Source organism: Streptomyces sp. NPDC007896, from assembly GCF_042959425.1.
Lineage (GTDB): Bacteria > Actinomycetota > Actinomycetes > Streptomycetales > Streptomycetaceae > Streptomyces.
This window is the reverse complement of sequence record NZ_JBIBKX010000005.1, coordinates 518,385-542,891: the sequence shown is the minus strand read 5'-3', so window position 1 is coordinate 542,891 and position 24,507 is coordinate 518,385. Positions and strand designations below refer to the sequence as shown.

The window sequence follows — 24,507 nt, the reverse complement described above, 5'->3', positions numbered from 1 at the left end:
GCCGAGCGGGTGGCCGAGATGGCGGACTACCAGGTCCGGGCCGCGTGGTACCGGTGCACGATGGGCAGATCCTCGGCGTAGGTGACCAGGGGAACGTCCCGGACCGCGGTGCAGATGTCCCCGGCCGACGGGTGCTCCTCGACGCGCCGCGCCCAGCTCGGAGCGGCGACCAGGAGGTACTCCTCGTCCGCCAGCGGCAGGGACGCGAGGCGCCCGCGCGGCCGCCTGGTCGCGATCACCAGATCGTGGTGGCCCGCGCGCAGGTCGTCCATGAGCGGTTCGGGAAGACCCTGCGTGACGCGCAGTTGTACGCCCTCGGCGACGAGCGGCGCGAGCGCGGGCAGCACCCGGGTGCACAACAACTCCGAAGGCCCGGCGAGGTGCACCGGCGCGGCCTGTCCGCCGAGTACGTCGCCGCGGCCTTCGAGGGCGGCCAGCGCGTCGAGAGGGCCCGCCACCTGGTCGGCCAGGTCGTGGGCGAGGGGCGTGGGTTCCGCGCCGCGCGGGAGGCGGGTGAACAGCTCGCGTCCGGTCTGCTGCTCCAGGGTGCGGATCTGGGCGGTCACGGTCGGCTGGGAGAGGCCGAGCAGTGGGGCCGCGGCGGTGAACGAGCCGGAGCGGTAGCCGCTGGACGCGCACGTCGTGGAGTTCCAGGCGCCCGCCGAAAACACCCCGGGCCGTCTGTCCTGGACGGCGAAGCAGGACGGCACGCCCGAGGAGCGGCTCGACGTCCTGCACGCCTGGCTCGTGGAGGACCTGCCCGGCGGCCGGGTCCGCGTCCTCACCCAGGAGACCCAGATCGGCCGGCCCGCCGCCGCGCTCGCCTCCGAGCGGCCGAACCCGATGCTCAACGGCCACCAGGCCTGGCTCGACGGCCTCGTCGGCGCCGCGGCCGAGTAGGCCGAGCAGTCGGGGGGGCGAATCGCCCGCGCAGAGCGGGCGACGAGGGACTGGAACACCCTCGTCGCCCCGCCGGGATCAGTCCCCGGCGTTCTCCTTCGGCATCACGCCTTGCCGTCCCCCTCCACCGGCACCTTCTCCGTGCGCGGCGGTACGACCCCGTTGAGCCCGGCGGTGCCGTTGCTCCCCGTACCGTTGCCGGCCGTCCCGTCCTGGTTCATCGACGAGAGCAGCTGACGGGCGAGGCCGAGGCCCGTGCCGCCCATGGTGAGCGCCTTGGCGAACATGTCCGACATGCCGTCGGCGCCGTTGAGCAGCACCATGTGGTCGACGTTCCCGAACGCGCTGGCGCCCGCCTGGACGATCTCCGGCCAGTTCTCGGCGAGCTGCTGGGCGACCACCGCCTCCTGGTTCTCGGCGAGGGCCGCGGCCCTCGCCTTGATGGTCTCCGCCTCCGCGAGACCCTGTGCCCGGGTCGCCTCGGCCGCGGCGAGACCCTTGGCCTGAGCCGCTGCGGCCTCGGCCTCACCCGTGGCCCTGGTCGCCGTCGCGGCGGCCGCACCCCGGGCCTTCGTCGCCTCGGCCTCCGCGTTGGCGGCCGTCTTGACCCGGTTCGCCTCGGCCGCGGCCGCGAGCTCGGTCTCCTTGGCCTTGGCCTCGGCCGCCGAGATACGCGCGTCACGCTCGGCCTCGGCGCGGGCCCGCGTCTCGTACGCCTGGGCATCCGCCGGCTTGCGGACGTCCGCCTGGAGCTGCTGCTCACGACGGAGGGCGTCGAGCTCGGCGATCCGGGTCTCCTGTACGACGACGTCCTGCCGGGCCCCGGCGTCCGCGAGCGGTCCGGCCTGCCGCGCCTTCGCCGCCGCCTTGTCGCGCTCGGCCTGGTAGCCGGCCTGGAGGATCTCGCTGTCCCGGGTCGCCTCCGACATCCGGGCCGCGGCCTTCTGTTCGGCCTCGGTGGCGAGACGATTCGCCTCCGCCTGCGCGATGCGCGCGTCCCGCTGTACGGCGGCGGCGTGCGGCATCGCGAGGTTCTTGATGTACCCGGTCGGGTCCTCGATCTCGTGGATCTGCAGCGAGTCGACGATCAGACCGAGCTTCTCCATCTCCGTACCGCACGCGGCCCGGGTCTGGCCGGTCAGCTTCTCCCGGTCGCGGATCATGTCCTCGACGGTCAACCCGCCGACGATGGACCGCAGATGACCGGCGAACACGTTGTGCACGCGCTCCGACATCATCTTCTGCTGGTCGAGGAAGCGACGCCCCGCGTTGGCGATCGACACGAAGTCGTCGCCCACCTTGAAGATGACCACGCCGCGCACCTTCAGCGGAATGCCCTGGGTGGTCACGCAGTCCACGTGCAGCTCGGTCTCGTTGAGGTCGAGCGAGATCTTCCGTACCGCCTGAACACCCGGCAGCACCAGCGTGCCGCGCCCCGTCACGATGCGGAAACCCATGCCCTCTTCAAGGCCTTCGGTCCGATGCTTCGAACCGGAGATGATCAGTGCTTCGTTGGGCTCCGCGACACGCCACATGAGCTTGAAGACCACAACGATGAAGATCAGTGCGAGGACAACCGCCCCCGCCACGACGCCGACAACCATCGGCATACGCCCCCTTTGCATGGTGCCCTATCGGCACCGAACGAAGGGAGTGTGCTCCTGTGCAGGACCGGGGTACAGACGCTGACGGATCCTTGTTGCAATCTTGACGCACACCGCTCTCACCTGGGGCGGAGCGTGCACAGACGAGCCGTCAACTGTCGTACGCGGCCGATACGTACACCGTGCGCGGCGGCAGGTACTCGACCACCATCACCACCGTGCCGCACTCGATCCGCTCCTTCGCGGCGGCCGGGTACGCGAGGAAATGCTCGGCGCCGCCGCGGACCCGGACGATCACCTCACCGACGAGCCCGGGTCCGACCGTGCCGGTCACCCGCCCCATCAACCCGACCATCGACGCATCGTCCATGGGCCCAGCGTACGGCCCGAATCCCCTGGTCAGTGCCTTCGCGCCGAACTCGCTCACCGGCACGCGCCCCGAACTCGCTCACCGGTACGCGCGGTGAACTCGTCTACAGCGCGGGGGAGTCCGCGGGCGCCCCGTGCGGCGGCCAGTGTTCGTGCCAGCGCTGGTCGGCCTCCAACTGGGCGGCCAGGGAGACGAGCAGCGGTTCGCTGTTCGCCGGACCGAGGAGCTGGGCGCCGACCGGCAGGCCGCCGTCGACGAAACCCGCGGGGACGTTCACACCGGGCCAGCCCAGGATGTTCCACGGCCAGGCGTAGGGGCAGGCGGCGATCATGGCCCGGTCGGTGCCGAAGCCGTTCAGGTCCGCCATCGAGCCGATGCGCGGCGGGGGAGCGGCCGTCGTCGGCGCGAGCAGGACGTCGTACGTGTCGAAGAGCGCGCCGATCCGCCGGTGCAGGGTCGCCTCGGCGCGCCGGGCCACGCGCAGGGGCGCGCCGCCGAGCAGTCGGCCGAGCCGGGCCGCGCCCAGGGTCCGCCGGTCGAGGAGGTGCGGGTGCGGCAGGTCGCGCACCCGCTCGGCGATCCCGGCCGTCGCGCGGGGGATGAAGGTGAGCCCGATCTGCCCGTACCGCGGCTCGGCCTCCTCCACCGTGTGGCCGAGCTCCGCGAGCCGCTCCGCGAGCGCGACCACCCGCGCCCGTACGACGGGGTCCAGGCGCGCGGGCAGCGCCGTGAACGGCGGTTTCAGCGACAGCGCGATCCGCAGCCGGCCCGGCTCGCGCCCCGCCGCCTCGGACACCCGCAGCGCGGGCGGGCGGTGCATATCGCCGTCGTGGTTGCCGCTCGCCGCGTCCAGGAGCAGGGCCGCGTCCGCGACCGTACGGGCGAGGGTGCCGTTGACCGTGATGCCCTGGAAGGACTCCGCGCGCGGCCAGGTCGAGATCCGGCCGCGCTGCGGCTTGATGCCGATGAGATGGGTCCAGGAGGCCGGGATGCGGACCGAGCCCGCGCCGTCCGAGCCCAGCGCGGCAGGGACGAGGCCCGCCGCGACCGCCGCCGCCGAGCCGCCGGACGAGCCGCCCGGGGTGTGCTCGGCGTGCCAGGGGTTGCGGGTCGCGCCGAAGGCGGGACCCTCGGTGAACGGCCACTGGCCGAGCTCGCAGGTGTTGGTCTTGCCGATGACGATCGCGCCGGCCGCGCGCAGCCGCCGTACCGCCTCCCCGTCCTCGGCCTCGGGCGGGAACACCCCCCGGCAGCCGAACGCGGTCGGCTCGCCCGCCACGTCCATGTCGTCCTTCACCGCCACCGGCACTCCGAGCAGCGGCCTGCGCACTCCGGCGGCGAGTTCCCTGTCCGCCGCGTCGGCCTCGGCGAGCGCGGCTTCGGCGCGCACCACCCGGAAGGCGTTCAGGGAGTGCTGCGTCGCCTCGATGCGGGTCAGCGCCCGCTCGACCAGCTCGCGTGCGCTCACCTCCCCCTGGGCGAGGGCGCGCGCACACTCCGCCAGACCTGCGGCACGGTCGTGAGTCATACGTGACCACCTCCGGAGCACGTCGTCTACCGCACGGTAACCGCACCACGGGCCATCCCGCACGAGATGCGGAAGTTCCCTCGCGGACGCGGGTGTTCCGGCATGACGGGCCCCGAGGTTCCCCCGGCGCGAAGGGACGCCCGGGGTTTCTGCAAGGATGCGAGACGTCATGGTGCAGATACCGAAGCAGCCCGTCCCGCCGACGCCCGCACAACGACCCGTGCCGACGAGTGCCGATGTGGCACGCCTGGCGGGCGTCTCCCGGGCCACTGTCTCCTACGTACTGAACAACACCAGCGCCGTCCGGATCAGCGAGCCCACCCGCCGCCGCGTCCACGAGGCGGCCAAGGAACTCGGGTACGTTCCGCACGCCGCCGCCCGCTCCCTGCGCGCCGGACACAGCCGTATGGTCCTGATGCCGACGCCGAGCGTGCCCGTGGGACCGCTCTACAGCCAGTTCCTCAACGAACTTCAGTGGGCGCTGGGCCGTCTGGATTACACGGTCGTGCAGTACGGCAGTGTCGGTCTGCACGGCGACGACGCCGCCCGCGCCTGGGCGGAGCTGCGACCGGTCGCCGTGCTGGTGCCCGGCAGCGACCTCGGCCCGCAGGGTGTGGCCGTCCTCAAGCGCTCCGGCGCCCGTGCCGTCGTCACACTCGGCCCCGAGCGTGTCGAGGGCGCGCACGCGCTGCTCATGGACCACGACAAGGTCGGCCACAGCGCGGGCGTCCACCTGCTGGCCCGCGGCCGCCGCCGGATCGGTGTCGTGGTGCCCGAGGAACCCGGCCTGGAGATCTTCTCCAAGTCCCGGCTCGACGGCGTACGCCGGTCGCTGGCGGGCACCGAAGCCACGGCGACCGCGCTGCCGCTCGCGTACGAGGAGGGGGCCGCCGCCCGGCTGGCGGCGCGCTGGCGCTCGCTCGGCCTGGACGCCGTGTTCGCCTACAACGACGAGTACGCCATGCTGCTGATGCGCGCCCTCCAGGAGGAGGGCGTCGGCATCCCCGACGAGACGGCCGTCATCGGCGCCGACGACCTCATGCTCGGGCGACTGCTGCGGCCCCGCCTCAGCACCGTCCACATCGAACTGCCGTCCGGGCGCGACCTCGCGGAACTGGTCGACCGGGTGGTGCGCGAACCGGGCGCGGCGCCCGAGAGCCACGAGGTACTGGGCGCGCGGGTGGTGCACCGCGACTCGACCTGAGAGAGGCTGTAGCTGGTCCCCGGCCGCATCCGGCCCGTTCGGACCGGAAGCGGCCTGATCAGGTACGGGAGGCGCCATGCGGACCACGGTCGGCATCATCGGCGGCGGTCCCGCCGGGCTCCTGCTGGCCCGGCTGCTGCACCGCGACGGCATCGACTGCGCCGTGCTGGAGAGCAGGTCGCGCGCCTACGTCGAACACCGTCAGCGTGCCGGGATGCTGGAGCAGGGCACGGTCGACGCCCTGCGCGCCTGCGGAGCCGGTGACCGTCTGGACGCCGAGGGCCTGATCCACCACGGCATCGAGCTGCGCTTCGACCGCGAGCGCCACCACATCGACTTTCCCGCCCTCACCGGCGGCCGCACCGTCACGATCTACGGCCAGACGGAGATCGTGAGGGACCTGATCGCCCTCCAACTCGCCGCCGGGCCACCGCTGTTGTTCGGGGCCGAGGCCCTCGCGGTCGAGCGCCCGGAGAGCGGCACGCCGGTCGTACGCTTTGTGCATGAGGGCCGCGAACAGGCCCTGAGCTGTGCCTATGTGGTGGGCTGCGACGGTCACCACGGCATCTCCCGGAACGCCTTCCCCGCCGACGGGAGCCGTACGTACGCGCACGACTACCCGTACTCCTGGCTCGGGATCCTCGCCGATGTGCCGCCCTCCGGCGAGGAGTTGATCTACGCGCGCGGTGCCGGCGGCTTCGCTCTGCACAGCATGCGCTCGCCCACCGTGTCCCGGCTGTACTTGCAGGTCCCGAACGGCACCGATGTCGCCGACTGGCCCGACGAGCGCGTCTGGGACGAACTCGCCGCGCGCTTCGCGGTCGACGGCGACTGGCGCCTGGGGCGCGGCCCCATCACCTCCAAGTCGGTCACACCGATGCGGAGTCACGTCCACGAGCCGATGAGTCACGGCCGGCTCTTCCTCGCCGGGGACGCCGCGCACATCGTGCCGCCGACCGGCGCCAAGGGTCTCAACCTCGCCGTCTCGGACGTACGGGTGCTGGCCCGCGGACTCATCGAGTCGCTTCGCACGGGGTCGACCCAACTCCTGGACCACTACTCGGACTTGTGTCTCGAGCGGGTGTGGCAGGCCACGCGCTTCTCGTACGACATGACTAGGATGTTGCACGCTCAACCAAATGGGGATGTCTTCGACCACCGGATCCAGCTCGCCCGGCTGCGCCGGATCACGGCATCCCGCCACGCGGCCGCCGAACTGGCCGCGAACTACACGGGACTGCCCCTGGGACCGTGAACCGTGAGTCCCGGTGGCGAACAGTGAACGATCGGAGAGCCGACATGCCGCTGCTCGACCCCAAGACCTGGCAGTCCCGCACCCTGGCGGGCGGTGAGTACACCGTCACTGAACCCGCCACCGGCGAGACGCTGGCCACGGTCACGCTCGCCGCCGCCGAGGACGTCGCCACGGCCGCGCGGGACGCCCACGCCGCCCAGGCGCAGTGGGCGAAGGCGCCGCACTTCGTCCGCGCCGCCGTGCTGCGCAAGGCCGGCGACCTGTTCGCCGCGCACGCCGACGAGCTGCGCGAATGGATCGTGCGTGAGTCCGGCTCGATCCCGGGCAAGGCCGACTTCGAACTGCACGTCGCGGCCCAGGAGTGCTACGAGGCCGCCGCCCTCGCCTCCCGCCCCAGCGGCCAGATCCTCCCCTCCGAGGCGCCGCGCCTGTCGTACACCCGACGCGTCCCGGTCGGTGTGGTGGGCGTGATCTCCCCCTTCAACGCCCCGCTGATCCTCTCGATCCGCTCGGTGGCCCCGGCGCTCGCGCTCGGCAACGCCGTCGTCCTGAAGCCGGACCCGCGCACCGCCGTCTGCGGCGGTCTCGCGCTCGCCGCCGTCTTCGCCGAGGCGGGGCTCCCGGAGGGCCTGCTGCACGTCCTGCCCGGCGGTCCGGAGGCGGGCCAGGCGCTTGTCGCCGACCCGAACGTACCGGTGATCTCCTTCACCGGCTCGACCGCCGCCGGACGCTCGGTGGGCGAGGCGGCGGGCCGTCTCCTCAAGCGCGCCCACCTGGAGTTGGGCGGCAACTCGGCGCTGATCGTCCTGGAGGACGCCGACATCGACGCGGTGATCTCCACGGCCGCGTGGGGCTCGTTCTTCCACCAGGGCCAGATCTGCATGACGACGGGCCGCCATCTCGTCCACGCCTCCCTCTACGAGGAGTACGTCGAGCGGCTCGCCGCCAAGGCCGACTCGCTCGCCGTGGGCGACCCGCACCGCGAGCAGGTGCACCTCGGGCCCATCATCGACAGCGCCCAACTCGCCAAGATCCAGGGGCTGGTGGAGTCCAGCACGGCGCGCGGCGCGAAGCTCGCGGCCGGCGGCACGCACGAGGGGCTCTTCTACCGCCCGACGGTCCTCGCGGGAGTCGACGACGCGACGCCCGCGTACGCCGAGGAGGTCTTCGGCCCGGTGGCGCCCGTACGGTCCTTCGCGGACGCCGACGAGGCCGCGGCCCTCGCCGCCGCGGGACCCTACGGCCTCGCACTGGGCATCGTCACCCGGGACACCGCGCGCGGCCTGGACCTGGCCGAGCGCATCCCGACCGGGATCGCCCACATCAACGACCAGACCGTCAACGACGAGGCCGTGGCCCCCTTCGGCGGGATCGCCGCCTCCGGCACCGGCGCCCGCTTCGGCGGTGAGGCCAACCTGGAGGCCTTCACCGACGTGCGCTGGACGACGGTGCGCGGGGATGTGGCGCCGTACCCGTTCTGACGGAAGGCCGTTGTGCGGACCGACTCGTTCGTGCGCCCCTGTGGACCTACTCGCCCTGCGGAGCCGGCTTGGCCTGCTGCTCCGCGATGGACTTGCGGACCTCGTCCATGTCCAGCTTCCGGGCCTGTCCGATGACGTCCGTCAGGGCGGCCTCGGGCAGTGCCCCGGGCTGGGCGAAGATCGCGACCTGGTCGCGGACGATCATCAACGTCGGGATCGACTGGATGTCGAAGGCGGCGGCCAGCTCGGGCTGCGCCTCCGTGTCGACCTTCGCGAACACCAGGTCCGGGTTGGCCTCCGCGGCCTTCTCGTAGACCGGGGCGAACTGACGGCACGGCCCGCACCAGGAGGCCCAGAAGTCGATCAGGACGAACTCGTTGTCCGTGACCGTCTGGTCGAAGTTCTCCTTGGTCAGCTCCATCGTGCTGCTCATGGCGTGACTACCTCTTCCTGATGTCGGGCCTCGGGCCTCGGGGCGAAGCCGGTGTGCACAACGCCGCCCCTGGGCGGCGTATTCCGCGCGCGTACCCGTGTGGCCACCGCGCACACCAACAACCAGACTGTGCCCATGACGGAAACGGAATCCATCGTGTACGACGTCGTGGTGCTCGGGGCCGGGCCCGTGGGGGAGAACGTCGCCGACCGCGCCCGCGCGGCCGGCCTCTCCACCGCGGTCGTGGAGAGCGAGCTGGTCGGCGGCGAGTGCTCGTACTGGGCCTGCATGCCCAGCAAGGCCCTCCTGCGCCCGGTCATCGCCCGCGCCGACGCCCGCCGCGTGCCCGGCCTCAGCCAGGCGGTGCAGGGCCCCCTCGACGTCCCCGCGGTCCTCGCCCACCGCGACTACTACACCTCCCACTGGAAGGACGACGGACAGGTCGGCTGGCTCGACGGCATCGGCGCCGACCTGTACCGCGGGCACGGGCGCCTCGCCGGGCCGCGCAAGGTGACCGTCGACGGGCCCGACGGCGAGCGGCGGGTGCTCACGGCCCGGCACGCCGTCGCGGTCTGTACCGGCACCCGCGCCCTGCTCCCGGACCTGCCGGGGCTCGACCAGGTCCGGCCCTGGACCAGCCGTGAGGCCACCAGCGCGCACGAGGCGCCGGGCCGGCTGATCGTGGTGGGAGGCGGTGTCGTCGCCGTCGAGATGGCCACGGCCTGGCAGGCGTTCGGCTCCCAGGTCACCGTCCTCGTCCGCGGCACGGGACTGCTGCCCCGCATGGAGCCCTTCGCCGGTGAGCTGGTCGCCGAGTCCCTGAAGGAGGCAGGCGCGGACGTCCGCACCGGCACCTCGGTGATCGCGGTGACGCGCGAGGGCTCCACCGTGGTGGCCCTCACCGACACCGGTGACCGCATCGAGGCCGACGAGATCCTCTTCGCCACCGGGCGCGCGCCCCGCACCGACGACCTCGGCCTCGACACGATCGGGCTCGAGCCGGGCTCCTGGTTCGACGTCGACGACAGCCTGCGGGTGACCGGCAGCAACTGGCTGTACGCGGTCGGCGACGTGAACCACCGTGCGCTCCTCACACACCAGGGCAAGTACCAGGCCCGGATCGCGGGCGCCGCCATCGCCGCCCGTGCCGCCGGGGTGCCCCTCCTTGAGACCGACCCCTGGGGCACGCACTCGGCGACCGCCGACCACGGGGCCGTCCCCCAGGTCGTCTTCACCGACCCGGAGGCCGCGGCCGTCGGCCTCTCCCTCGCCGAGGCCGAGCGCGCGGGCCTGCACGTCCGCGCCGTCGACGTCGACATGTCCTCCGTGGCGGGCGCGGGCCTGTACGCGGACGGCTACCGCGGCAAGGCCCGCATGGTCGTCGACATCGACCGCGAGATCCTGGTGGGCCTCACCCTGGTCGGCCCCGGCGTGGGCGAACTGATCCACTCGGCGACGATCGCCATCGCCGGCGAGGTCCCGATCAGCCGCCTGTGGCACGCGGTCCCGTCGTACCCGACCGTGAGCGAGGTATGGCTCCGCCTGCTGGAGATGTACCGGGACGCGTAGCCGACGCTCCGGCGGACGCCGGTCGTTCGGGTACGGCCGCCTGAGATCGACGGCCCAGGGCCGGTCGTTGGAGCGTCGGCGGCTTGAGCGCCGAGGGCGTGGGTCCCGGCCCTGCGGGACCGACCGGATGGATTCACCTGTTCGGCGTCCGCCGCTTGGGTCCCGACGGTTTTGGGGTTCGGCCGCTTCGGGGTTCGGCCGTCCGGGATCGACGGGTTTGGCCCGGTCGTTCGGGTGGTCGGGGGCTTGGCGGGGGTTGAGGCCCCCGGCGGGTTCGGGTTCGGCCGACTGGATCGACCGGCCAGGGCCGGTCGTTCAGGCCTCGGCGGGTCGGCCCCCGGGGACTGGGCCTCGGGCGCCCGGGATTGATGAGCCGACGGCGGCCGTCCGAGCCTCGGTGGCTCCAGGCCCGGGCCGTCCGAGGCGGCGCGGCTGAGGACGGCGAGGCACCGGCCGTACGGGCCCCGGGTCGGCTTGGGCCCGAGCCTTCCGGGGCCGGCCGCCAACGGCCCCAACGGCCTCTCCGGCCCCAACGGCCTCTCCGGCCCCTCCGGCCGTGTCAGCCGGGCCGGCCTCCGGCGCCGGGCCCGGAGGGCGTCCCGTGTTCAGCCAGGTCGGCCCCGCCCGGACGGCCGGGCCGCCCGCAAGGCGGCACCCCGTCGCTCCCGCGGCCGGACACCCTTCGCCGCAGGCCCTCGCGGCGCGGGCCCTCAGTCGGGCAGGGTGAAGCCCAGTGCCGCGGCGGCCTCCGCGGGCGTCGGCTGCGGCCAGCGTTCCGCCATCGCCTGGTTGGAAGACAGCGAGCGCAACTCCGCACGGTCGAGGTAGAGCATGCCGTCCAGGTGATCCGTCTCGTGCTGGACGATCCGCGCGGGCCACCCCGTGAACACCTCGTCGATCGCCCGGCCCCGCTCGTCCAGCGCCGTCAGCCGCACCTCGGCGTGCCGGGCCACCACGGCCTGCCACCCCGGCACGCTCAGACACCCCTCGAAGAACACGGCCCGCCCCGCGCCCACCCCCTCGTACGACGGGTTCACCAGCACCCGGTACGGCTGCGGCACCCGCCCGCGCACCACCCGCACCTCCTCGGAGACCGGCGCCGGATCCTCGATGACCGCGATCCGCAGGGACACGCCGACCTGCGGTGCCGCGAGCCCGACGCCCGGCGCCGCGTGCATGGTGGCGCGCAGGGCGGCGACGAAGCGGGTCAGGAGCCCCGGGTCGAGCTGGCCGGCGAAGGGCTCGGCGGGGCGGCGCAGCACCGGGTCTCCGGCGGCGACGATGGGCAACGGGCCTTCATGGGCGAGGAGTTCCTCGACCAGGTCGCTCAGTGGGCGAGAGGCGCTGGGGTCACGTTCGGATGCCATCGCGCCAGGATGCCAAGACGGATCGCGCCAAGCGAGGCGGCGCCAGGGGCATCCCCCGGGTCCCCACACGTCCGTACGTGTGACTCACGCCACAGGGCGCCCCGGGAACTCGACGCCGGCGCGCCCCGACTTCTGGACCACCACGGACCACTCCAGGCCGAGAGCCCAACTCCCCGGCCCACGACCCGAGTCCACGCCCGTCCCCGTCCCCGTCCCCGTCCCCGTCCCCACGCCCGTCCCCACTCCTGTCCCCGTCCCCGTCCCCATTCCTGCCCCCGCTTCCGTCCGCATTCCCATCCCCGTCCGACCGGAGAAGCCCGCCCATGTCCACCGCTCCCACGACCACGACGGACGAGTCCCCCAAACCCGTCGCCCCGGCCCCCACCAGAAAGGCACCGCTGCGCCCCCTGATCCTGCGCCTGCACTTCTACGCGGGAATACTCGTGGCCCCGTTCCTGCTGGTCGCGGCCCTGACCGGCTTCCTGTACGCCGCCTCGTACCAGGCCGAGAAGATCGTGTACGCGCATGAACTGACCGTCCCGGTCGGCGACCACAAGCTCCCGCTGTCCGAGCAGGTGGCCGCCGCCCGCAAGGCCCACCCGCAGGGCGCGGTCTCCGCCGTACGACCGTCGCCGGAGGCGGACGCGACGACCAGGGTGCTGCTCTCCGGCGTCCCTGGCGTCGGCGAGGGCCACACGCTCGCGGTGTTCGTCGACCCGTACACCGCGAAGGTGCGCGGATCGCTGGAGCAGTACGGCTCCACCGGCGCGCTCCCGTTGCGCACCTGGATCGACGAGCTCCACCGTGACCTGCACCTCGGCGAGAACGGCCGCCTCTACAGCGAACTCGCCGCGAGCTGGCTGTGGGTCATCGCGGCCGGCGGGCTGGTGCTGTGGTTCGCCCGGCGGCGAGCACAGCGCAAGGTGCGGGGCACCTCCGGGCGCCGCCGCACCCTCGGTCTGCACGGCACCGTCGGTGTGTGGGCGGCGGCCGGGTTCTTCTTCCTCTCGGCGACCGGACTCACCTGGTCCACCTATGCCGGCGCCAACATCGACGAACTCAGGACCTCGCTCGGCCAGGCGACCCCCTCGGTGTCCGCGTCGGTGGCGGCCGGCGGCGAGCACGCGGGTCACACCGGCACGGGGTCCGACGGCACCACGGCCACGTCCACGCCCCAGGACCTCGACAAGATCCTCGCGGCCGCCCGCGCCGAGGGGCTCGGCGACCCCGTCGAGATCGTCGTACCCGCCGATGCCTCCACCGCGTATGTGGTCAAGCAGGTCCAGCGCAGCTGGCCCGAGAAGCAGGACTCCGTCGCCGTGGACCCGACGACCGGCAAGGTCACCGACGAACTCCGCTTCGCCGACTACCCGCTGCTCGCCAAGCTGACCCGCTGGGGCATCGACGCCCACAGCGGCGTCCTCTTCGGTCTCGTCAACCAGATCGCCCTGATGGCCCTCGCGCTCTGCCTGGTCCTGCTGATCGTGTGGGGCTACCGCATGTGGTGGCAGCGCGGCCGTGCCTCCGCGTTCGGCCGCCCCATACCCCGCGGCGCCTGGCAGCAGGTCCCGCCGCAGATCCTCGTCCCGCTCATGGCGGCCGTCGCCGTGCTCGGCTACTTCGTCCCGCTGCTCGGCATCCCGCTCGCGGTGTTCGTCGCCGTGGACGTCGTCCTCGGCGAGATCGCGTACCGCCGCGGCAAGCGCACCCATGGAGGCCAGGTAGCGTGATCAGGTAGGGGAACGCCGGAGGGAGACGGACATGGCGCAGCGCAACCGCGAGGACCCGCACCGGCCTTCCAGGCGCCGCGGGCAGGGCGAGTTGGAGAGCCAGGTGCTCGGTGCGCTGCGCGAGGCGGAGGCCCCGGTGACCGCCGCCTGGGTGCAGGAACGACTCGGCGGCGACCTCGCCTACACCACCGTCGTCACCATCCTGACCCGGCTGCTCGCCAAGGACGCGGTGGCCCGCGAACGACGCGGACGCTCCTTCGTATGGCGGCCCACCGCCGACGTCGCGGGCCTGGCCGCGCTCAAGATGCGCCGGCTTCTCGACGGCGAGAGCGACCGCGAGGCCGTCCTCGCCAGCTTCGTCACCGCGCTGCCGCCGGACGACGAACAGGTCCTGCGCGCGCTCCTGGAGACGGCCCACGCGACGGACGGGGCTGCTGCGTCAGATGGGTCCGACGTGTCGGATGGTGCCGCTGCGTCAGACGGGGCTGATACGGAGGACGGGGCCGATGTGGTGGATGGCACCGACGGGACGCCCGGCGATACGGAAGACTGACGTCTCATGGGGGTCTTCGTCTTTCTGCCGCTCGTCCTGCCACTCAGTGCCTGGCCGGTGGCACGCCTCGCCGAACTGCATCTGCATCCGCGTACGGCCACCCGGCTGCTGACGGCGGTCGCCACCGTCATGGCCCTGTGCAGCACACTCTGCCTGGCCCTGCTGATGGTCGTCGGGACCGCGCAACTGCCCGGCAACCCGCTCCCGGACGGCTGGTCCGACGCGGAGGTCCGTGCGGCCGTCCCGCACGACGAGATCGCGGGCAAGGCGGCGATCCCGGCCCTGGTCCTGGTCCTCGCGGTCTGCGCGCGCACCCTGTGGCGCCACCGCCGGGTCACCCAGCGCGCGCGGCGGGCGCTCGCCGGACTGCCCGGCCGTTCCGTGGTCGTACTCCCCGAGGAGAAGCCCTACGCCTACGCCCTCCCGGGTGGACGCCGCGACCGCGTGGTGGTCACCACGGCCCTGCTGCGCGGCCTCACCTCGCCCGAGCGCCGTGCCCTGTTCGCCCACGAGCGGGCCCACCTGACGGCCGCTCACCACCGCTACCTGCTCGCCGTACGACTCGCGGCGCGCGCCAATCCGTTCCTGCGACCGCTGCGTACGACCGTCGTCTACACCACGGAGCGGTGGGCGGACGAGGACGCGGCCCGGTCGGTCGGCAACCGCACGGTGGTGGCACGGGCGATCGGCAAGGCGGCCCTGCTGCCGGGTCAGGGCTCGGTGCCGGCGTTCGCCGGGTTCACCGGCTTCGCCGGATTCGCGTCCGCGGGCCCTGTGCCGCGCCGGGTCGCCGCCCTGCTGCGCCCCGCTCCGGTGGCCCGCAGTTGGCCGTCCGTGTTCACCTCCGTGGGACTGGCCGCCTGGGGCGCCGCGGTCGGCACGCTCGTCTCCGCGATGTCGTCGGCGAACTCGGCCGTGACGATGGTCCTGATCCTGCACGCGGCCACGCCGCTGTAGCTCCTCCACCACTGCGCTGTGGCTCCGCCACTACCCCTCTGTGGCTCCGCCACCACGTCTCGCGGTTCCTACAGCCGTGTAGAAAGAACATCGGTGGTACGGGAACTCGTTTGCGAACAGAATCGTTTCCCAGGGCACAGACCGACCCAGAGGAGCGCTTCCTTGTCCGCCAGACCGACGGACCCCCCGGGACACAGTCCCGGACCACCCCGCCTGATTTCTCTTGATCGCGGCACACGGCGGGGTGGTGTTCGATGAGTGCCGCACTCGGCCTGCTGGCCGTCCTCGTCCTGACCGCGGGCACCGGCTATTTCGTCGCCCAGGAGTTCGCGTACGTCGCCGCCGACCGCCTCGCGCTCGCGCGGGAAGCGGCCGCGGGCGACCGACGGGCCACCCGCGCCCTGAAGGTGCTGGAGCGGCTGTCCTTCATGCTGTCGGGCGCCCAACTCGGCATCACCGTGACCGGTCTGGTCGTCGGTTTCCTCGCCGAGCCGTCCGTGTCCGCCCTGCTCACGCCCGTCCTCGCCGGGATCGGCATCCCGGACGGCGCGGTCACCGGCATCTCGGTGGTCCTGGCCTTCGCGTTCGCGACCGTGCTCCAGATGGTGCTGGGCGAACTGGCCCCCAAGAACCTGGCCCTGGCCGTCCCGGAGCGCCTCGCGAAGGGCCTGGCGAGCTCCACGCTCGCGTATCTGAAGGTCGTCGGCCCGGTCGTACGGCTCTTCGACGGCGCCGCCGACAAGCTGTTGCGCAAGGTCGGCATCGAGCCCGTCGAGGAACTCCACCACGGCGCGACCCTCGAGGAGCTCGGCCATCTCATCGGCGAGTCGCACGAGCACGGGCAGCTGCCGCGCGAGACCGCCGATCTCCTCGACCACGCCCTGGAGTTCTCCGACCGCACCCTCGACGAGGTGATGGTGCCGCGCGCCGACGCCGTCTTCGTCCGCAAGGACGCGACGGCCGCGGAGGCCGTCCAGTTGATCGCGAAGCACGGACACTCGAACTACCCCGTCCTCGGCGACCACCCGGACGACATCACCGCCGTCCTAGGCGTACGCGAGCTGATGCGGCTGCCCGCCGACCGGCTCACCCGCACGACGGCCGGCGCGCTCGGACGCAGACCCCTGCTGCTGCCCGACACCCTGCCGCTGCCCGAGGCCGTGGCACAGATGCGGGCCTACGACGACGAGTTCGCCGTCGTCCTCGACGAGCACGGGGGCGTGGCGGGCGTCGTCACCTACGAGGACATCGCCGAGGAACTCGTCGGCGACATCGCGGACGAGACCGACACCGTCAAGGAGATCGCGGTCGCCGACGGCGAGGGCTGGCTCGTCGACGCCGGCCGCCGACTGGACGAGGTCGCCGAGGCGACCGGCATCGACCTGCCCGAGGAGGACGACTACGACACGGTGGCGGGGCTGATCGTCGACCGCCTGGGCCGCTTCCCCGCCCTCGCGGACCGCGTCATCGTCGAACTGCCCGACGGAGGCCGCGTCTCGATCGACGTACAGGCCCTGGACCGCCACGTACCGGAACGGGTTCGCCTGGAACGCCGGCCGGCGAAAGACCGTACGGACGGCGTGCACGGCGTGCATGGCGTGGACGGGGTGGGCGGCGCGGACCGTATCCACCGTATGGGCAGTGCGGAGGAGCAGGCATGAGTTTCTCCATGGCGCTCTTCGTGACCGTACTGCTGCTGATCGGCAGCGGGTTCTTCGTGGCCGCCGAGTTCGCGCTGGTCGCCGCCAAGCGGCACCGGCTGGAACGGGCCGCGGCGGCCGGACAACGCGGTGCCAGGGCCGCGCTGGCCGGAATGCGTGAGCTGTCACTGATGCTCGCGGGCGCCCAACTGGGCATCACGGTGTGCACGCTGGGCCTGGGCTCGGTGTCCAAGCCCGCGATCTCGCACGAACTCGACCCGTTGCTCCACAAGGCGGGCCTGCCCAGCGGCCTGAGCTACGGCGTGTCCTTCGCGCTCGCGATGTTCGTCGTCGTGTTCCTGCACATGGTGATCGGCGAGATGGCCCCCAAGTCCTGGGCCATCGCGCACCCCGAGCGTTCCGCCATGCTGCTCACGCCGCCCTTCCGGGCCCTGACCCGGGCGGTGCGCCCGCTGATCGTGGGGCTGAACAAGGTGAGCAACGCGCTGGTCCGGCTCTGCCGGGTCACTCCGCGCGACGAGCTGGCCTCGGTCCACAACCGCGAGCAACTCGCCCACCTCGTCGAGGAGTCGGAGCGGCTCGGGTTGATCAGCAAGGAGGACTCCGAGCTGATCACCAGCTCGCTGACCGAGCCGCAGCACCCGGTCGGAGACCTCCAGATCCCGGCCGACCGGATCACCTCGGTCCCCGCCGACGCGGCGATCGACGCCGTACTGGGCGTCGCCGGGGACAGCGACCGCACCCGCCTGCTGGTCCGCGACGGCGTCACGGTCCTCGGCTCGGTGCACGCCCGTGACGCGCTGGTCGCCCGCGCGCAGGGCCGGGCCGCGGTCGCCCGCGACCTGGCCCGCCCGGTCCCGGAACTGTCACCGCACGACACGGTCGCCCACGCCGTCGAACAGCTCCGCCTGCACCGAGCCTCCCTTGCCGTCGTACGCGACGACACGGGGCGGCTGACCGGCCTGGTCAGCCTGGACGACCTGCTGGCACGGCTGATGGAGCCGCGCGCGGCGTGACACGGCAGAGGCCGGGTGCCGTGGCTGTGGCCGGTCACCTCGATGACCAGCCACGGCGCTCCGGCACCCGGCCTCTTCGTCGTGCTCTCGGCGACGTTCACGTCCTCGGGCGACGTGCATGCCCTCGGGAGACGTTCACGTCCTCAGCGGGCGGTCACACCCCGAGGGGCGGTCGTACCCTCAAGGACGGTCACACCTGCTCGAAGTCGCCCGCGAGCGCGGAGGCGATCCGCAGGTGCGACTCGGCCTCGTCGTGACGCCCCTGGCGCTGGAGCGTGCGCCCCAGCATCAGCCGGGCGTAGTGCTCCACCGGGTCACGCTCGACGAGCGCGCGCAACTCGGTCTCGGCGCGGCGCAGTTGGGCCGAGTGATAGTACGCGCGGGCCAGCAGCAGCCGCGGTCCGGTCTGCTCCGGCACCTCGTCCACAAGGCCGCCCAGAACGCGCGCCGCACCGGCGTAGTCCTTGGCGTCGAAGAACAGCTGCGCCCGCTCCCAGCGCTCCGCGGCCGTCCCCTGGTCGTAGTACTTCGTGTCCACTGCTGACCTCCTTCGACTGCCAGAACCCCACTCGATGGTTGAATATTCCACTACCTCGCCCTCGTGGGCGTCATGCGCCGGCCAGCTCCGCGTTGGCCCGCTCCGTCACCAGGGTCAGCACACGCCCTGCCGTCGCCAGGTCCTCGGCCGGGATGCCCGCGTACACCCGGGCCGCGATCTCGTTCCCGGCCGTGCGGATCTCCTCGAACACCTCACGGCCGTGCTCGGTGAGCGACACCAGCGAGGTGTCCGTCTCCGTCAGCAGCTTGAGGGCCGTCATCTCCGTGACGGTCTCCTCGGCCACCGACTCCTCGATCTTCAGTGCCCCGGTCAGCCGCCCCATGAGCCGGTCGCGCTCGACGGTGCCGCCCTGGTCCGCGACGGCCCGCAGTGCCACCGACTGGTTGAAGGTGCTTCCGACACGCGCCAGCACGGTCTCCAGGGCCGCGCGGCTCGCGTAGTGGGCCAGTCCTATGACCTGGCCGTTGACCGGGGGAGTGGGAATGCTCATGGCTACTCCTCGTCAGGATGTGAATGGAGATGTGTGTCAAGCGGTGCGTCGAGAGGTGCATCGATCGGCACACCGATCGGCAGATCGATCGGTACGTCGATCGGTACGTCGATCGGTACGTCGAGCAGGGTCGCCAGTTCGCGGCTGAACGCCTTCGTGCGCTCGCCGCCGAGCCCGCCGAGCGGTTCCAGGAGCTGCTCCAGCAGCCCCTGGACCACCCCGATCGCGCGCCGCGCGACCTCGCGTCCGTCCTCCGTGAGCGACAGCCGGATCGCGCGTGGATCGGCGGGATCCCGCGTCCGGTCGACGACACCGGCCGTCTCCAGGGCGCGGGCCAGCTTCGATACGTAGAGCGGTTCGAGTCCGGTGTGATCGGCGAGCTCACGCTGGCTCGGCCGCCGCCCGGCCCTGTGCATCCCGTACAGCGACGCGACCAGTGAGTACTGGGCGTGGGTCAGACCCAGCGGCGCGACCGCCCGATCGACGGCCACGCGCCACTTCATGGACAGGCGCCAGACGAGGAAGCCGGGGGTCGCGTGCTCGGATGTCGAACTCATGAGAAAAACCGTACATGGCTACTATGTCCATGGCTACTATTTCGGCGCCGTCCCCGACCAACGCCCTACCGACCTCCGCCCGTAGCCCTAGGACCGCACCGACTCCGACCCGAGTACCTCCGTCCGGGGGAGCTCGGGGGAGTCCGGGGGAGCCCAGCGGAGGGAGGACGGCCTGACGGACGGTCCCCGACGGGGCTAGGTTGTGGGCCATGAGCAATCTTGATCGCGAGGCAGTTCCCGCGCTGTGCGGTGGCCGCGGGTTCGTGGTGGCCGAGCCGGTGCGTGAACTCCTCAGTCCCCGTCGGGTCAAGCTCGGCGAGTCCACCGAAGTCCGCCGCCTGCTGCCCAACTTGGGCCGCCGCATGATCGGCGCGTGGTGCTTCGTCGATCACTACGGGCCCGACGACATCGCCGACGAGCCCGGTATGCAGGTCCCGCCGCACCCGCACATGGGACTCCAGACCGTCAGCTGGCTCCACGAGGGCGAGGTGCTGCACCGCGACTCCACGGGCAGCCTCCAGACGATCCGCCCGCGCGAACTGGGCCTCATGACGTCCGGAAAGGCCATCAGCCACTCCGAGGAGAGCCCCAAGTCGCACGCCCGCTTCCTGCACGGCGCGCAGCTGTGGGTCGCCCTCCCCGACAGCCACCGCCAGACCGACCCGCACTTCGAGCACCACGCCGAGCTGCCCCTCGTCACGGCCGCCGGCCTCAAGGCCACGCTCATCCTGGGTACCGTCGACGGCACGACCTCGCCCGGCACGACGTACACCCCGATCGTCGGCGCCGACCTGTCCCTCGCGAGCGGCACCGACGTACGACTGCCGCTGGAGCCCGACTTCGAGTACGCCGTCCTGTCCATGTCCGGCGAGGCGCACGTCGACGGCGTACCGGTGCTCCCGGGCTCCATGCTCTACCTCGGCTGCGGTCGCACCGAACTTCCCCTGCGCGCCGAGTCGGACGCGTCCCTCATGCTCCTGGGCGGCGAGCCGTTCGAGGAGGAGCTTGTCATGTGGTGGAACTTCATCGGCCGTTCGCAGCAGGACATCGAGGAGGGTCGGAAGGACTGGATGGAGGGGACTCGCTTCGGCGAAGTGCATGGCTACGACGGCGCCCCACTGCCCGCTCCCGAACTCCCGCCGGTACCGCTGAAGCCACGGGGTCGGGTGCGTTGACCTGCGGCTATGTCCCTGAGTCGGGTATCCGTGTGGCATGGTTGGCGTCCCCCTGGGCAGGATCGGCCCAGGGGGAGGGTCACGTCCAGTGGTGAGCGACTCGGGCCGGAGTGCGACGTGCAAGTGTTGGCGTCTGTGACCAGGTCTGATCAGACACTCGCTGCCCCTTTGCTGACTCCACTGACGAGTAGTCAGGTGTTCGGGTAGCGTCCGTGCGGACGCTGAGTCTGGCCTTGTCCGGCTGTCCCTGTGTGCGTGAGTGGGGGAGAGGGCTCATCGCCTTATCTTGCGTCGACCCTCGCGCAGGCCCGGTCTTGTGAGGCATACGGAACGGGGTCGGTTGCGTGCCGATAGCTGTTTTGGCTTCGGAGTCATCCGGGAGATGCGGTCGGCGGCTTTGATGGTGCGGAGTTCGGGTCTTCTGGAGATGGCAGTCTTCTTCGGGTGTATGACGGCGGGGTGGCCGCGTGTCTCGACGCCTGGAGCGAGTGCCTGCGTATCGCGGGAGCGGACTGTCGGTCCAACTCAAGGCGACTTCATTGCGGTCGGACGGCTACTCGAAATCCGAGACGCGGGATTCGGTGGGTGCGTGGTGACGGCAGGTTCGGGTGACCAAGAGATCTTCTTGAAGTTGTCCGCCTAGTGGCGCTGGCCTGCGACGATGCAGCTCCAGTCGTATGTGACCTGCGCGGATGACTCGTTCAGCGACTTTCAGGGTCGTACCGCGCTCAACAGCCGGCCCACCCGGTGTCCTTGATGCATCTCCCCGAACCGCGGGGGGCGACCTGTCGGAGAGCCCTGCGCCCCCCGGAGCGACGCACGGGCGCCCCGCCGACGGACCGGCTCCAGAGGAGGCCCGGGCCCACACTGCTCGTCCGCGCGCTGGTCCTCTCCACGCGGACCGTGCTCAACTGCTCTGCGCCATCAGGTAATTGACGTCGCGGTCGGGGGGCTGCTTCACTGGTTCAGTGGCTGAGCCACTAGACCAAGAAGTCGCTGAACCAGTGGGCCACTAGACCAGTGAGCCGCTGAACCGTTGACCGAAGCCTGGGAGATCCTCCGTGGCCGTCGAAAGCATTCTGCGCCGAACCGTGGTCGACCTGCTTGAAGCGCGGCTGCGTGACGACATTCTGCGCGGCACGCACGAACCCGGATCCCTGCTGCCCCCCGAGAGGGAGCTGGCCGCCGGGTACGGGGTCACCCGTACGACCTTGAAGCACGCGCTGACCCGGTTGGAGCAGGCGGGACTGCTGAGCACCCGGCACGGCATCGGCACGCGCATCCTGGATTACCTGCGGGTCGGCGGTGCCGACCTGCTTCCGATGCTGGCCGCACAGGACCCCACGTGGCTGCGGGAGGTCTTCGAGGTGCGGCGGCAGATCGGCACCCTGATCGCCGGCCGCGCGGCCGACCGGCGCACGGAACGGCAGGCGCGGCGGCTGGAACACCTGCTGCGTCAGGTCGCGGACGGCCCGGACGTAGACGCCGTCCAGCTCGCCGACGTGGAAGTGCATCGCGAACTGGCACGGGCCACGGGGAACCGGGTCTATCTGCTCCTCACGAACACGCTGTTCAACGCCTACCTTCCGGTACGGGCCTCGCTGCGGGCGCCGTTCGAGGACGCGGCGCTGGCGACGGACCGGCTCGCGCCGGTGGTACGGGCCGTGATCGACCGGAACGGCGAGGAGGCGCGGCGCGCGGCGGAGACGTATCTGACCGGCACCGAGAAGATCATGCTCGGTTCGCTGAGCAGTTCTCGCGGGCAGCCGACCGCCACCAGCCCTCGGTAGCCGCGCTTCCCGGCGGTGACTCCGGGCCCGCCGGCTCCCGTCGAGGCGAGGTGTGTGCGGCTAAGCGGCCCGGCCTCGGAGTGGCCTCGCTCATGCGCGGATGCCCGTTCATCCCACGTTTCCTTCATTGTCATGCATAGGTCAACGCTAGCGCCCTGGTGAACGCCCGGCGGGGTGGGACCAGGTGCGCGGCTGCGACCCCTCAGGTGCCCGAGGCAGTCCGGGCCCATCACCCCCAGGACGGCCGCCCGTTCACCGTGGGCGCGGCGGCGACCAACAACACAAGGAGCATGGTGAGCAGATCAAGCAAGAGACGCGGCGTCCTCATCGGCATGATGCTGTCCGCGGTCATCGGCGGCACCGTCCAGCCGGCGATCGCCGCGCCGGTGCGGGACGCGGGGGACCAGGTCACGCCGTTCCGGAAGTCTCCGGTGCGGTCGACCGAGCAGGAGATCGCGCGGGCGCTGTCCGCCTCGCTGCGCGACCCGCAGTGGCGCGAGCAGGTCCGTGCGGCCGCGCTCGGCACCGAGGACGTGGACCTCCAGGCGCTGGCGGGCAGGGCCGCCGCTCCGGAGGGCAAGAACCTGTTCGCTTCCGTCTCTGCCGCGGACCGTCGCATCGCGGGCCTGAAGGGCCTGCCCGCGTCGACCGGGTCGCTGCTGCGCGTTCGGCTGGGCGCGCCGTCCATGCGGTCGCACCTGAACGCCGAAGTCACTCCCTGGATAGCCGTCGCCGCGGCCGACGACGCCGCCAAGAACATCACGGCGTACGACAGTCAGGGCCACACCCACGCCGTCGACACCGCGCGCGTCCCCGACCGCCCGCTGTACGTCCTGGACATCGACGTCACCAAGGCTCACCGGGCCGGCCTGAAGGTGCTGCGGAAGGCCTTCGCCGACAAGGGGCTGACCTCCCTCCCGTCGAAGGCGGCGAACAGCGCCGACGCCGCGAGCGCGGCGGGCTGGTGGGCGACCAAGGTCACGGCCGTCGAGGTGAACGACGACCAGGAGCCGTGGTTCAAGGGATCCGCCGAGATGTTCTCGCTGGTGACCGGCTTCGGCCAGGACGGCACGGCGCGCGTCGACTCGGTGGACATGCCCTACCTGGACTACGGCGGCACCGTCTACTACCCGAACCAGATCCTGGTCAACTGGTCCAACTACAAGTACAACCTGGCTGACGTCGTCATGATGGAGGACGACGACGGCACCAACTACCGTGCGCTGGCACAGGCGATCACCACGGCGCTGCTCACCGTGACGGACCAGGGCACCTACATCCCGTTGGTGAACGCGGTCCTGAGCGCGATCCCCGACAGCTGGTTCACCGACGATCCCGACTACGTGGAGTCCTGGTACACCCTCGCCGAGAATTCCTCGGGCCGGCTGAACGGCGCCTCGGGCAACGGCTGGATGACCGTCGAGCCCTACTTCGTGTGGCCGCAGTCCTGGGGATGGTGTCCGACCAGGTCATCCGCGATGGGACGGAGTTGGCGTTCGAGCCCGGTGCCGACGGGGTGAGAGCCGACGGCCAGGGTGGGCATGGTCAGCCGAGCCGTCGCGACGGCGTCCTGGATCTGCTGCGCGCTGGTGGGCAGGGCCCGGTAATAGGAGAACGCGCAGCGCAGGGCCTCACCCCCGGTGTACGCGTGGACGAAGGCGGCACGGATGTCGTCGGGTACTCCTCGCCCGTGCGTCCCCGAGTCGAGGAACCAGTCGATGTACGGGGTCTCGTTGCCGGCCAGGACGGTCTCGGCGAGGCCGGGGACGGCGTGGAAGCCGAACCACCACGGGGCACCGCCCGCGACGACGTGCTCTGCTCCGGGCAGGCGGCCGAGCAGTGCCTCCATCACGACAAGGCGCCGGACGAGGCCGGGTCGGCGCAGCGCGAGCAGGACGGCGGGGGCGGTGCCCGCGTCGATGCCGACCACCGCTGCCGAGGGCTCGCCGAGTGCGTCGAGCAGCCCTTCGGCGTCGGCGGCGAGGGTGCCTGCGTCGTATCCCTCGATGGCACGTGCACTGGCACCGAAGCCTCGAAGGTCCGGGGCGATGACCCGGTACTGCCCGGCCAGTCGGCCCATGATGCCGCTCCAGAGTTGCCAGGTGTGCGGGAAGCCGTGCAGCAGGAGAACCGCAGGTCCGTCCCCGGCGATTGCGACATTGAGTTGGACGCCGTTCGTCGCGATGCGGCGCAGGTGGTGTGCGGTGGTGACGGGCATGACGGCTCCTCCGGCTGGTTACCATTGGTGACCACAGAACGATAGGTAACTGTCCGGCCGCTTCCTAGACGGCACTTTCAGGGAAGGTGG

At 71.8% G+C, this 24,507-nt stretch carries 22 protein-coding genes and 1 pseudogene; 13 read left to right on the top strand and 10 right to left on the bottom strand.

Annotated features, from left to right (window positions below; all coding sequences use genetic code 11):
* Window positions 1-47 precede the first annotated feature (47 nt).
* A pseudogene (locus ACFZDJ_RS20100) lies at window positions 48-671 on the bottom strand (LysR family transcriptional regulator); the annotation flags it as partial.
* Here ACFZDJ_RS20100 and ACFZDJ_RS20095 point away from each other — a divergent pair.
* Window positions 643-900, top strand: a complete 258-nt coding sequence (locus tag ACFZDJ_RS20095; protein ID WP_390940632.1) for a hypothetical protein — start codon at window positions 643-645, stop codon at window positions 898-900. The pseudogene ACFZDJ_RS20100 and the gene ACFZDJ_RS20095 overlap by 29 nt on opposite strands.
* A 104-nt stretch (window positions 901-1,004) precedes the next feature.
* On the opposite strand, the gene ACFZDJ_RS20090 is transcribed toward ACFZDJ_RS20095, so the two are convergent.
* From ACFZDJ_RS20090 to ACFZDJ_RS20080, 3 genes are all read right to left on the bottom strand, one after another.
* Window positions 1,005-2,510 (bottom strand): SPFH domain-containing protein, encoded by a 1,506-nt coding sequence (locus ACFZDJ_RS20090; RefSeq protein WP_391060538.1) that lies wholly within the window; start codon window positions 2,508-2,510, stop codon window positions 1,005-1,007.
* 145 nt (window positions 2,511-2,655) lie between these two features.
* Window positions 2,656-2,874, bottom strand: coding sequence for a hypothetical protein (locus ACFZDJ_RS20085; protein ID WP_168498610.1), 219 nt, complete (start codon window positions 2,872-2,874; stop codon window positions 2,656-2,658).
* A gap of 103 nt (window positions 2,875-2,977) precedes the next feature.
* Entirely contained in the window at window positions 2,978-4,402 is a 1,425-nt protein-coding gene (locus tag ACFZDJ_RS20080; RefSeq protein WP_391060536.1) for an amidase, read from the bottom strand.
* A gap of 169 nt (window positions 4,403-4,571) precedes the next feature.
* Between ACFZDJ_RS20080 and ACFZDJ_RS20075 the strand changes: the two genes are divergently transcribed.
* From ACFZDJ_RS20075 to ACFZDJ_RS20065, 3 genes are all read left to right on the top strand, one after another.
* Window positions 4,572-5,606: a substrate-binding domain-containing protein gene (locus tag ACFZDJ_RS20075; RefSeq protein WP_390940627.1), complete on the top strand. Its 1,035-nt coding sequence runs from the start codon at window positions 4,572-4,574 to the stop codon at window positions 5,604-5,606.
* Window positions 5,607-5,682: 76 nt separating this feature from the next.
* The gene (locus tag ACFZDJ_RS20070; protein WP_391060534.1) at window positions 5,683-6,861 is read left to right on the top strand and encodes a 4-hydroxybenzoate 3-monooxygenase; all 1,179 of its coding nucleotides are present in this window, start codon (window positions 5,683-5,685) and stop codon (window positions 6,859-6,861) included.
* A 44-nt stretch (window positions 6,862-6,905) separates the two neighbouring features.
* Window positions 6,906-8,342, top strand: coding sequence for an aldehyde dehydrogenase family protein (locus ACFZDJ_RS20065; protein ID WP_390940623.1), 1,437 nt, complete (start codon window positions 6,906-6,908; stop codon window positions 8,340-8,342).
* A gap of 46 nt (window positions 8,343-8,388) precedes the next feature.
* Here the strand turns inward: ACFZDJ_RS20065 and trxA are convergent, their stop codons facing one another.
* Window positions 8,389-8,775 carry a thioredoxin gene (trxA, locus tag ACFZDJ_RS20060; protein ID WP_390940621.1) on the bottom strand — a complete coding sequence of 129 codons (387 nt, stop codon included), beginning with the start codon at window positions 8,773-8,775 and terminating at the stop codon, window positions 8,389-8,391.
* 135 nt (window positions 8,776-8,910) lie between these two features.
* On the opposite strand from trxA, the gene ACFZDJ_RS20055 reads away from it, so the two are divergent.
* Window positions 8,911-10,344: an FAD-dependent oxidoreductase gene (locus ACFZDJ_RS20055; RefSeq protein WP_390940619.1), complete on the top strand. Its 1,434-nt coding sequence runs from the start codon at window positions 8,911-8,913 to the stop codon at window positions 10,342-10,344.
* A 710-nt stretch (window positions 10,345-11,054) separates the two neighbouring features.
* Here the strand turns inward: ACFZDJ_RS20055 and ACFZDJ_RS20050 are convergent.
* Window positions 11,055-11,711, bottom strand: a complete 657-nt coding sequence (locus ACFZDJ_RS20050) for a peptide deformylase (RefSeq protein WP_391060532.1) — start codon at window positions 11,709-11,711, stop codon at window positions 11,055-11,057.
* Window positions 11,712-12,034: 323 nt separating this feature from the next.
* On the opposite strand from ACFZDJ_RS20050, the gene ACFZDJ_RS20045 reads away from it, so the two are divergent.
* From ACFZDJ_RS20045 to ACFZDJ_RS20025, 5 genes are all read left to right on the top strand, one after another.
* The gene (locus ACFZDJ_RS20045) at window positions 12,035-13,441 is read left to right on the top strand and encodes a PepSY domain-containing protein (RefSeq protein WP_390940617.1); all 1,407 of its coding nucleotides are present in this window, start codon (window positions 12,035-12,037) and stop codon (window positions 13,439-13,441) included.
* A gap of 31 nt (window positions 13,442-13,472) precedes the next feature.
* On the top strand, window positions 13,473-13,994 hold the full coding sequence (locus ACFZDJ_RS20040) for a BlaI/MecI/CopY family transcriptional regulator (RefSeq protein ID WP_391060530.1): 522 nt from the start codon (window positions 13,473-13,475) through the stop codon (window positions 13,992-13,994).
* Between the two features lie 6 nt (window positions 13,995-14,000).
* Window positions 14,001-14,951: a M48 family metalloprotease gene (locus ACFZDJ_RS20035; RefSeq protein ID WP_391060528.1), complete on the top strand. Its 951-nt coding sequence runs from the start codon at window positions 14,001-14,003 to the stop codon at window positions 14,949-14,951.
* Window positions 14,952-15,205: 254 nt separating this feature from the next.
* Entirely contained in the window at window positions 15,206-16,612 is a 1,407-nt protein-coding gene (locus tag ACFZDJ_RS20030; RefSeq protein ID WP_391060526.1) for a CNNM domain-containing protein, read from the top strand.
* A complete protein-coding gene (locus ACFZDJ_RS20025; RefSeq protein WP_391060524.1) occupies window positions 16,609-17,628 on the top strand; it encodes a CNNM domain-containing protein in 1,020 nt (339 codons plus the stop codon). Before ACFZDJ_RS20030 ends, ACFZDJ_RS20025 begins: the two co-directional genes overlap by 4 nt.
* Before the next feature lie 190 nt (window positions 17,629-17,818).
* Here ACFZDJ_RS20025 and ACFZDJ_RS20020 read toward each other — a convergent pair whose 3' ends face one another.
* From ACFZDJ_RS20020 to ACFZDJ_RS20010, 3 genes are all read right to left on the bottom strand, one after another.
* Window positions 17,819-18,166: a tetratricopeptide repeat protein gene (locus tag ACFZDJ_RS20020; protein WP_060895622.1), complete on the bottom strand. Its 348-nt coding sequence runs from the start codon at window positions 18,164-18,166 to the stop codon at window positions 17,819-17,821.
* A 70-nt stretch (window positions 18,167-18,236) separates the two neighbouring features.
* The gene (locus ACFZDJ_RS20015; RefSeq protein WP_391060522.1) at window positions 18,237-18,677 is read right to left on the bottom strand and encodes a MarR family winged helix-turn-helix transcriptional regulator; all 441 of its coding nucleotides are present in this window, start codon (window positions 18,675-18,677) and stop codon (window positions 18,237-18,239) included.
* Between the two features lie 2 nt (window positions 18,678-18,679).
* Entirely contained in the window at window positions 18,680-19,234 is a 555-nt protein-coding gene (locus ACFZDJ_RS20010) for a MarR family transcriptional regulator (RefSeq protein WP_391060520.1), read from the bottom strand.
* Window positions 19,235-19,443: 209 nt separating this feature from the next.
* On the opposite strand from ACFZDJ_RS20010, the gene ACFZDJ_RS20005 reads away from it, so the two are divergent.
* The 3 genes from ACFZDJ_RS20005 to ACFZDJ_RS19995 all read left to right on the top strand — a co-directional run bounded on the left by ACFZDJ_RS20005 (window position 19,444) and on the right by ACFZDJ_RS19995 (window position 23,719).
* Complete coding sequence (locus ACFZDJ_RS20005) at window positions 19,444-20,409, top strand: pirin family protein (protein WP_390940606.1); 966 nt, start codon at window positions 19,444-19,446, stop codon at window positions 20,407-20,409.
* Between the two features lie 1,061 nt (window positions 20,410-21,470).
* Window positions 21,471-22,199 carry a GntR family transcriptional regulator gene (locus ACFZDJ_RS20000; RefSeq protein ID WP_391060518.1) on the top strand — a complete coding sequence of 243 codons (729 nt, stop codon included), beginning with the start codon at window positions 21,471-21,473 and terminating at the stop codon, window positions 22,197-22,199.
* A 206-nt stretch (window positions 22,200-22,405) separates the two neighbouring features.
* Complete coding sequence (locus ACFZDJ_RS19995) at window positions 22,406-23,719, top strand: DUF3103 family protein (RefSeq protein WP_391060515.1); 1,314 nt, start codon at window positions 22,406-22,408, stop codon at window positions 23,717-23,719.
* Here ACFZDJ_RS19995 and ACFZDJ_RS19990 read toward each other — a convergent pair.
* On the bottom strand, window positions 23,626-24,417 hold the full coding sequence (locus ACFZDJ_RS19990; protein WP_391060513.1) for an alpha/beta fold hydrolase: 792 nt from the start codon (window positions 24,415-24,417) through the stop codon (window positions 23,626-23,628). The two genes, ACFZDJ_RS19995 and ACFZDJ_RS19990, sit on opposite strands and share 94 nt — an antisense overlap.
* Window positions 24,418-24,507 lie beyond the last annotated feature (90 nt).

Excerpts from the sequence above, each read along its gene's own strand:
- ACFZDJ_RS20090 (WP_391060538.1), bottom strand. The coding sequence starts at position 2,510 with ATGCCGATGGTTGTCGGCGTCGTGGCGGGGGCGGTTGTCCTCGCACTG.
- ACFZDJ_RS20085 (WP_168498610.1), bottom strand. The coding sequence starts at position 2,874 with ATGGACGATGCGTCGATGGTCGGGTTGATGGGGCGGGTGACCGGCACG.
- ACFZDJ_RS20055 (WP_390940619.1), top strand. The coding sequence starts at position 8,911 with ATGACGGAAACGGAATCCATCGTGTACGACGTCGTGGTGCTCGGGGCC.
- trxA (WP_390940621.1), bottom strand. The coding sequence starts at position 8,775 with ATGAGCAGCACGATGGAGCTGACCAAGGAGAACTTCGACCAGACGGTC.
- ACFZDJ_RS20025 (WP_391060524.1), top strand. The coding sequence starts at position 16,609 with ATGAGTTTCTCCATGGCGCTCTTCGTGACCGTACTGCTGCTGATCGGC.
- ACFZDJ_RS20035 (WP_391060528.1), top strand. The coding sequence starts at position 14,001 with ATGGGGGTCTTCGTCTTTCTGCCGCTCGTCCTGCCACTCAGTGCCTGG.
- ACFZDJ_RS20075 (WP_390940627.1), top strand. The coding sequence starts at position 4,572 with ATGGTGCAGATACCGAAGCAGCCCGTCCCGCCGACGCCCGCACAACGA.
- ACFZDJ_RS20005 (WP_390940606.1), top strand. The coding sequence starts at position 19,444 with ATGAGCAATCTTGATCGCGAGGCAGTTCCCGCGCTGTGCGGTGGCCGC.
- ACFZDJ_RS20040 (WP_391060530.1), top strand. The coding sequence starts at position 13,473 with ATGGCGCAGCGCAACCGCGAGGACCCGCACCGGCCTTCCAGGCGCCGC.
- ACFZDJ_RS20010 (WP_391060520.1), bottom strand. The coding sequence starts at position 19,234 with ATGAGTTCGACATCCGAGCACGCGACCCCCGGCTTCCTCGTCTGGCGC.
- ACFZDJ_RS20030 (WP_391060526.1), top strand. The coding sequence starts at position 15,206 with ATGAGTGCCGCACTCGGCCTGCTGGCCGTCCTCGTCCTGACCGCGGGC.
- ACFZDJ_RS20070 (WP_391060534.1), top strand. The coding sequence starts at position 5,683 with ATGCGGACCACGGTCGGCATCATCGGCGGCGGTCCCGCCGGGCTCCTG.
- ACFZDJ_RS19990 (WP_391060513.1), bottom strand. The coding sequence starts at position 24,417 with ATGCCCGTCACCACCGCACACCACCTGCGCCGCATCGCGACGAACGGC.
- ACFZDJ_RS20065 (WP_390940623.1), top strand. The coding sequence starts at position 6,906 with ATGCCGCTGCTCGACCCCAAGACCTGGCAGTCCCGCACCCTGGCGGGC.
- ACFZDJ_RS20015 (WP_391060522.1), bottom strand. The coding sequence starts at position 18,677 with ATGAGCATTCCCACTCCCCCGGTCAACGGCCAGGTCATAGGACTGGCC.
- ACFZDJ_RS20045 (WP_390940617.1), top strand. The coding sequence starts at position 12,035 with ATGTCCACCGCTCCCACGACCACGACGGACGAGTCCCCCAAACCCGTC.
- ACFZDJ_RS20050 (WP_391060532.1), bottom strand. The coding sequence starts at position 11,711 with ATGGCATCCGAACGTGACCCCAGCGCCTCTCGCCCACTGAGCGACCTG.
- ACFZDJ_RS20080 (WP_391060536.1), bottom strand. The coding sequence starts at position 4,402 with ATGACTCACGACCGTGCCGCAGGTCTGGCGGAGTGTGCGCGCGCCCTC.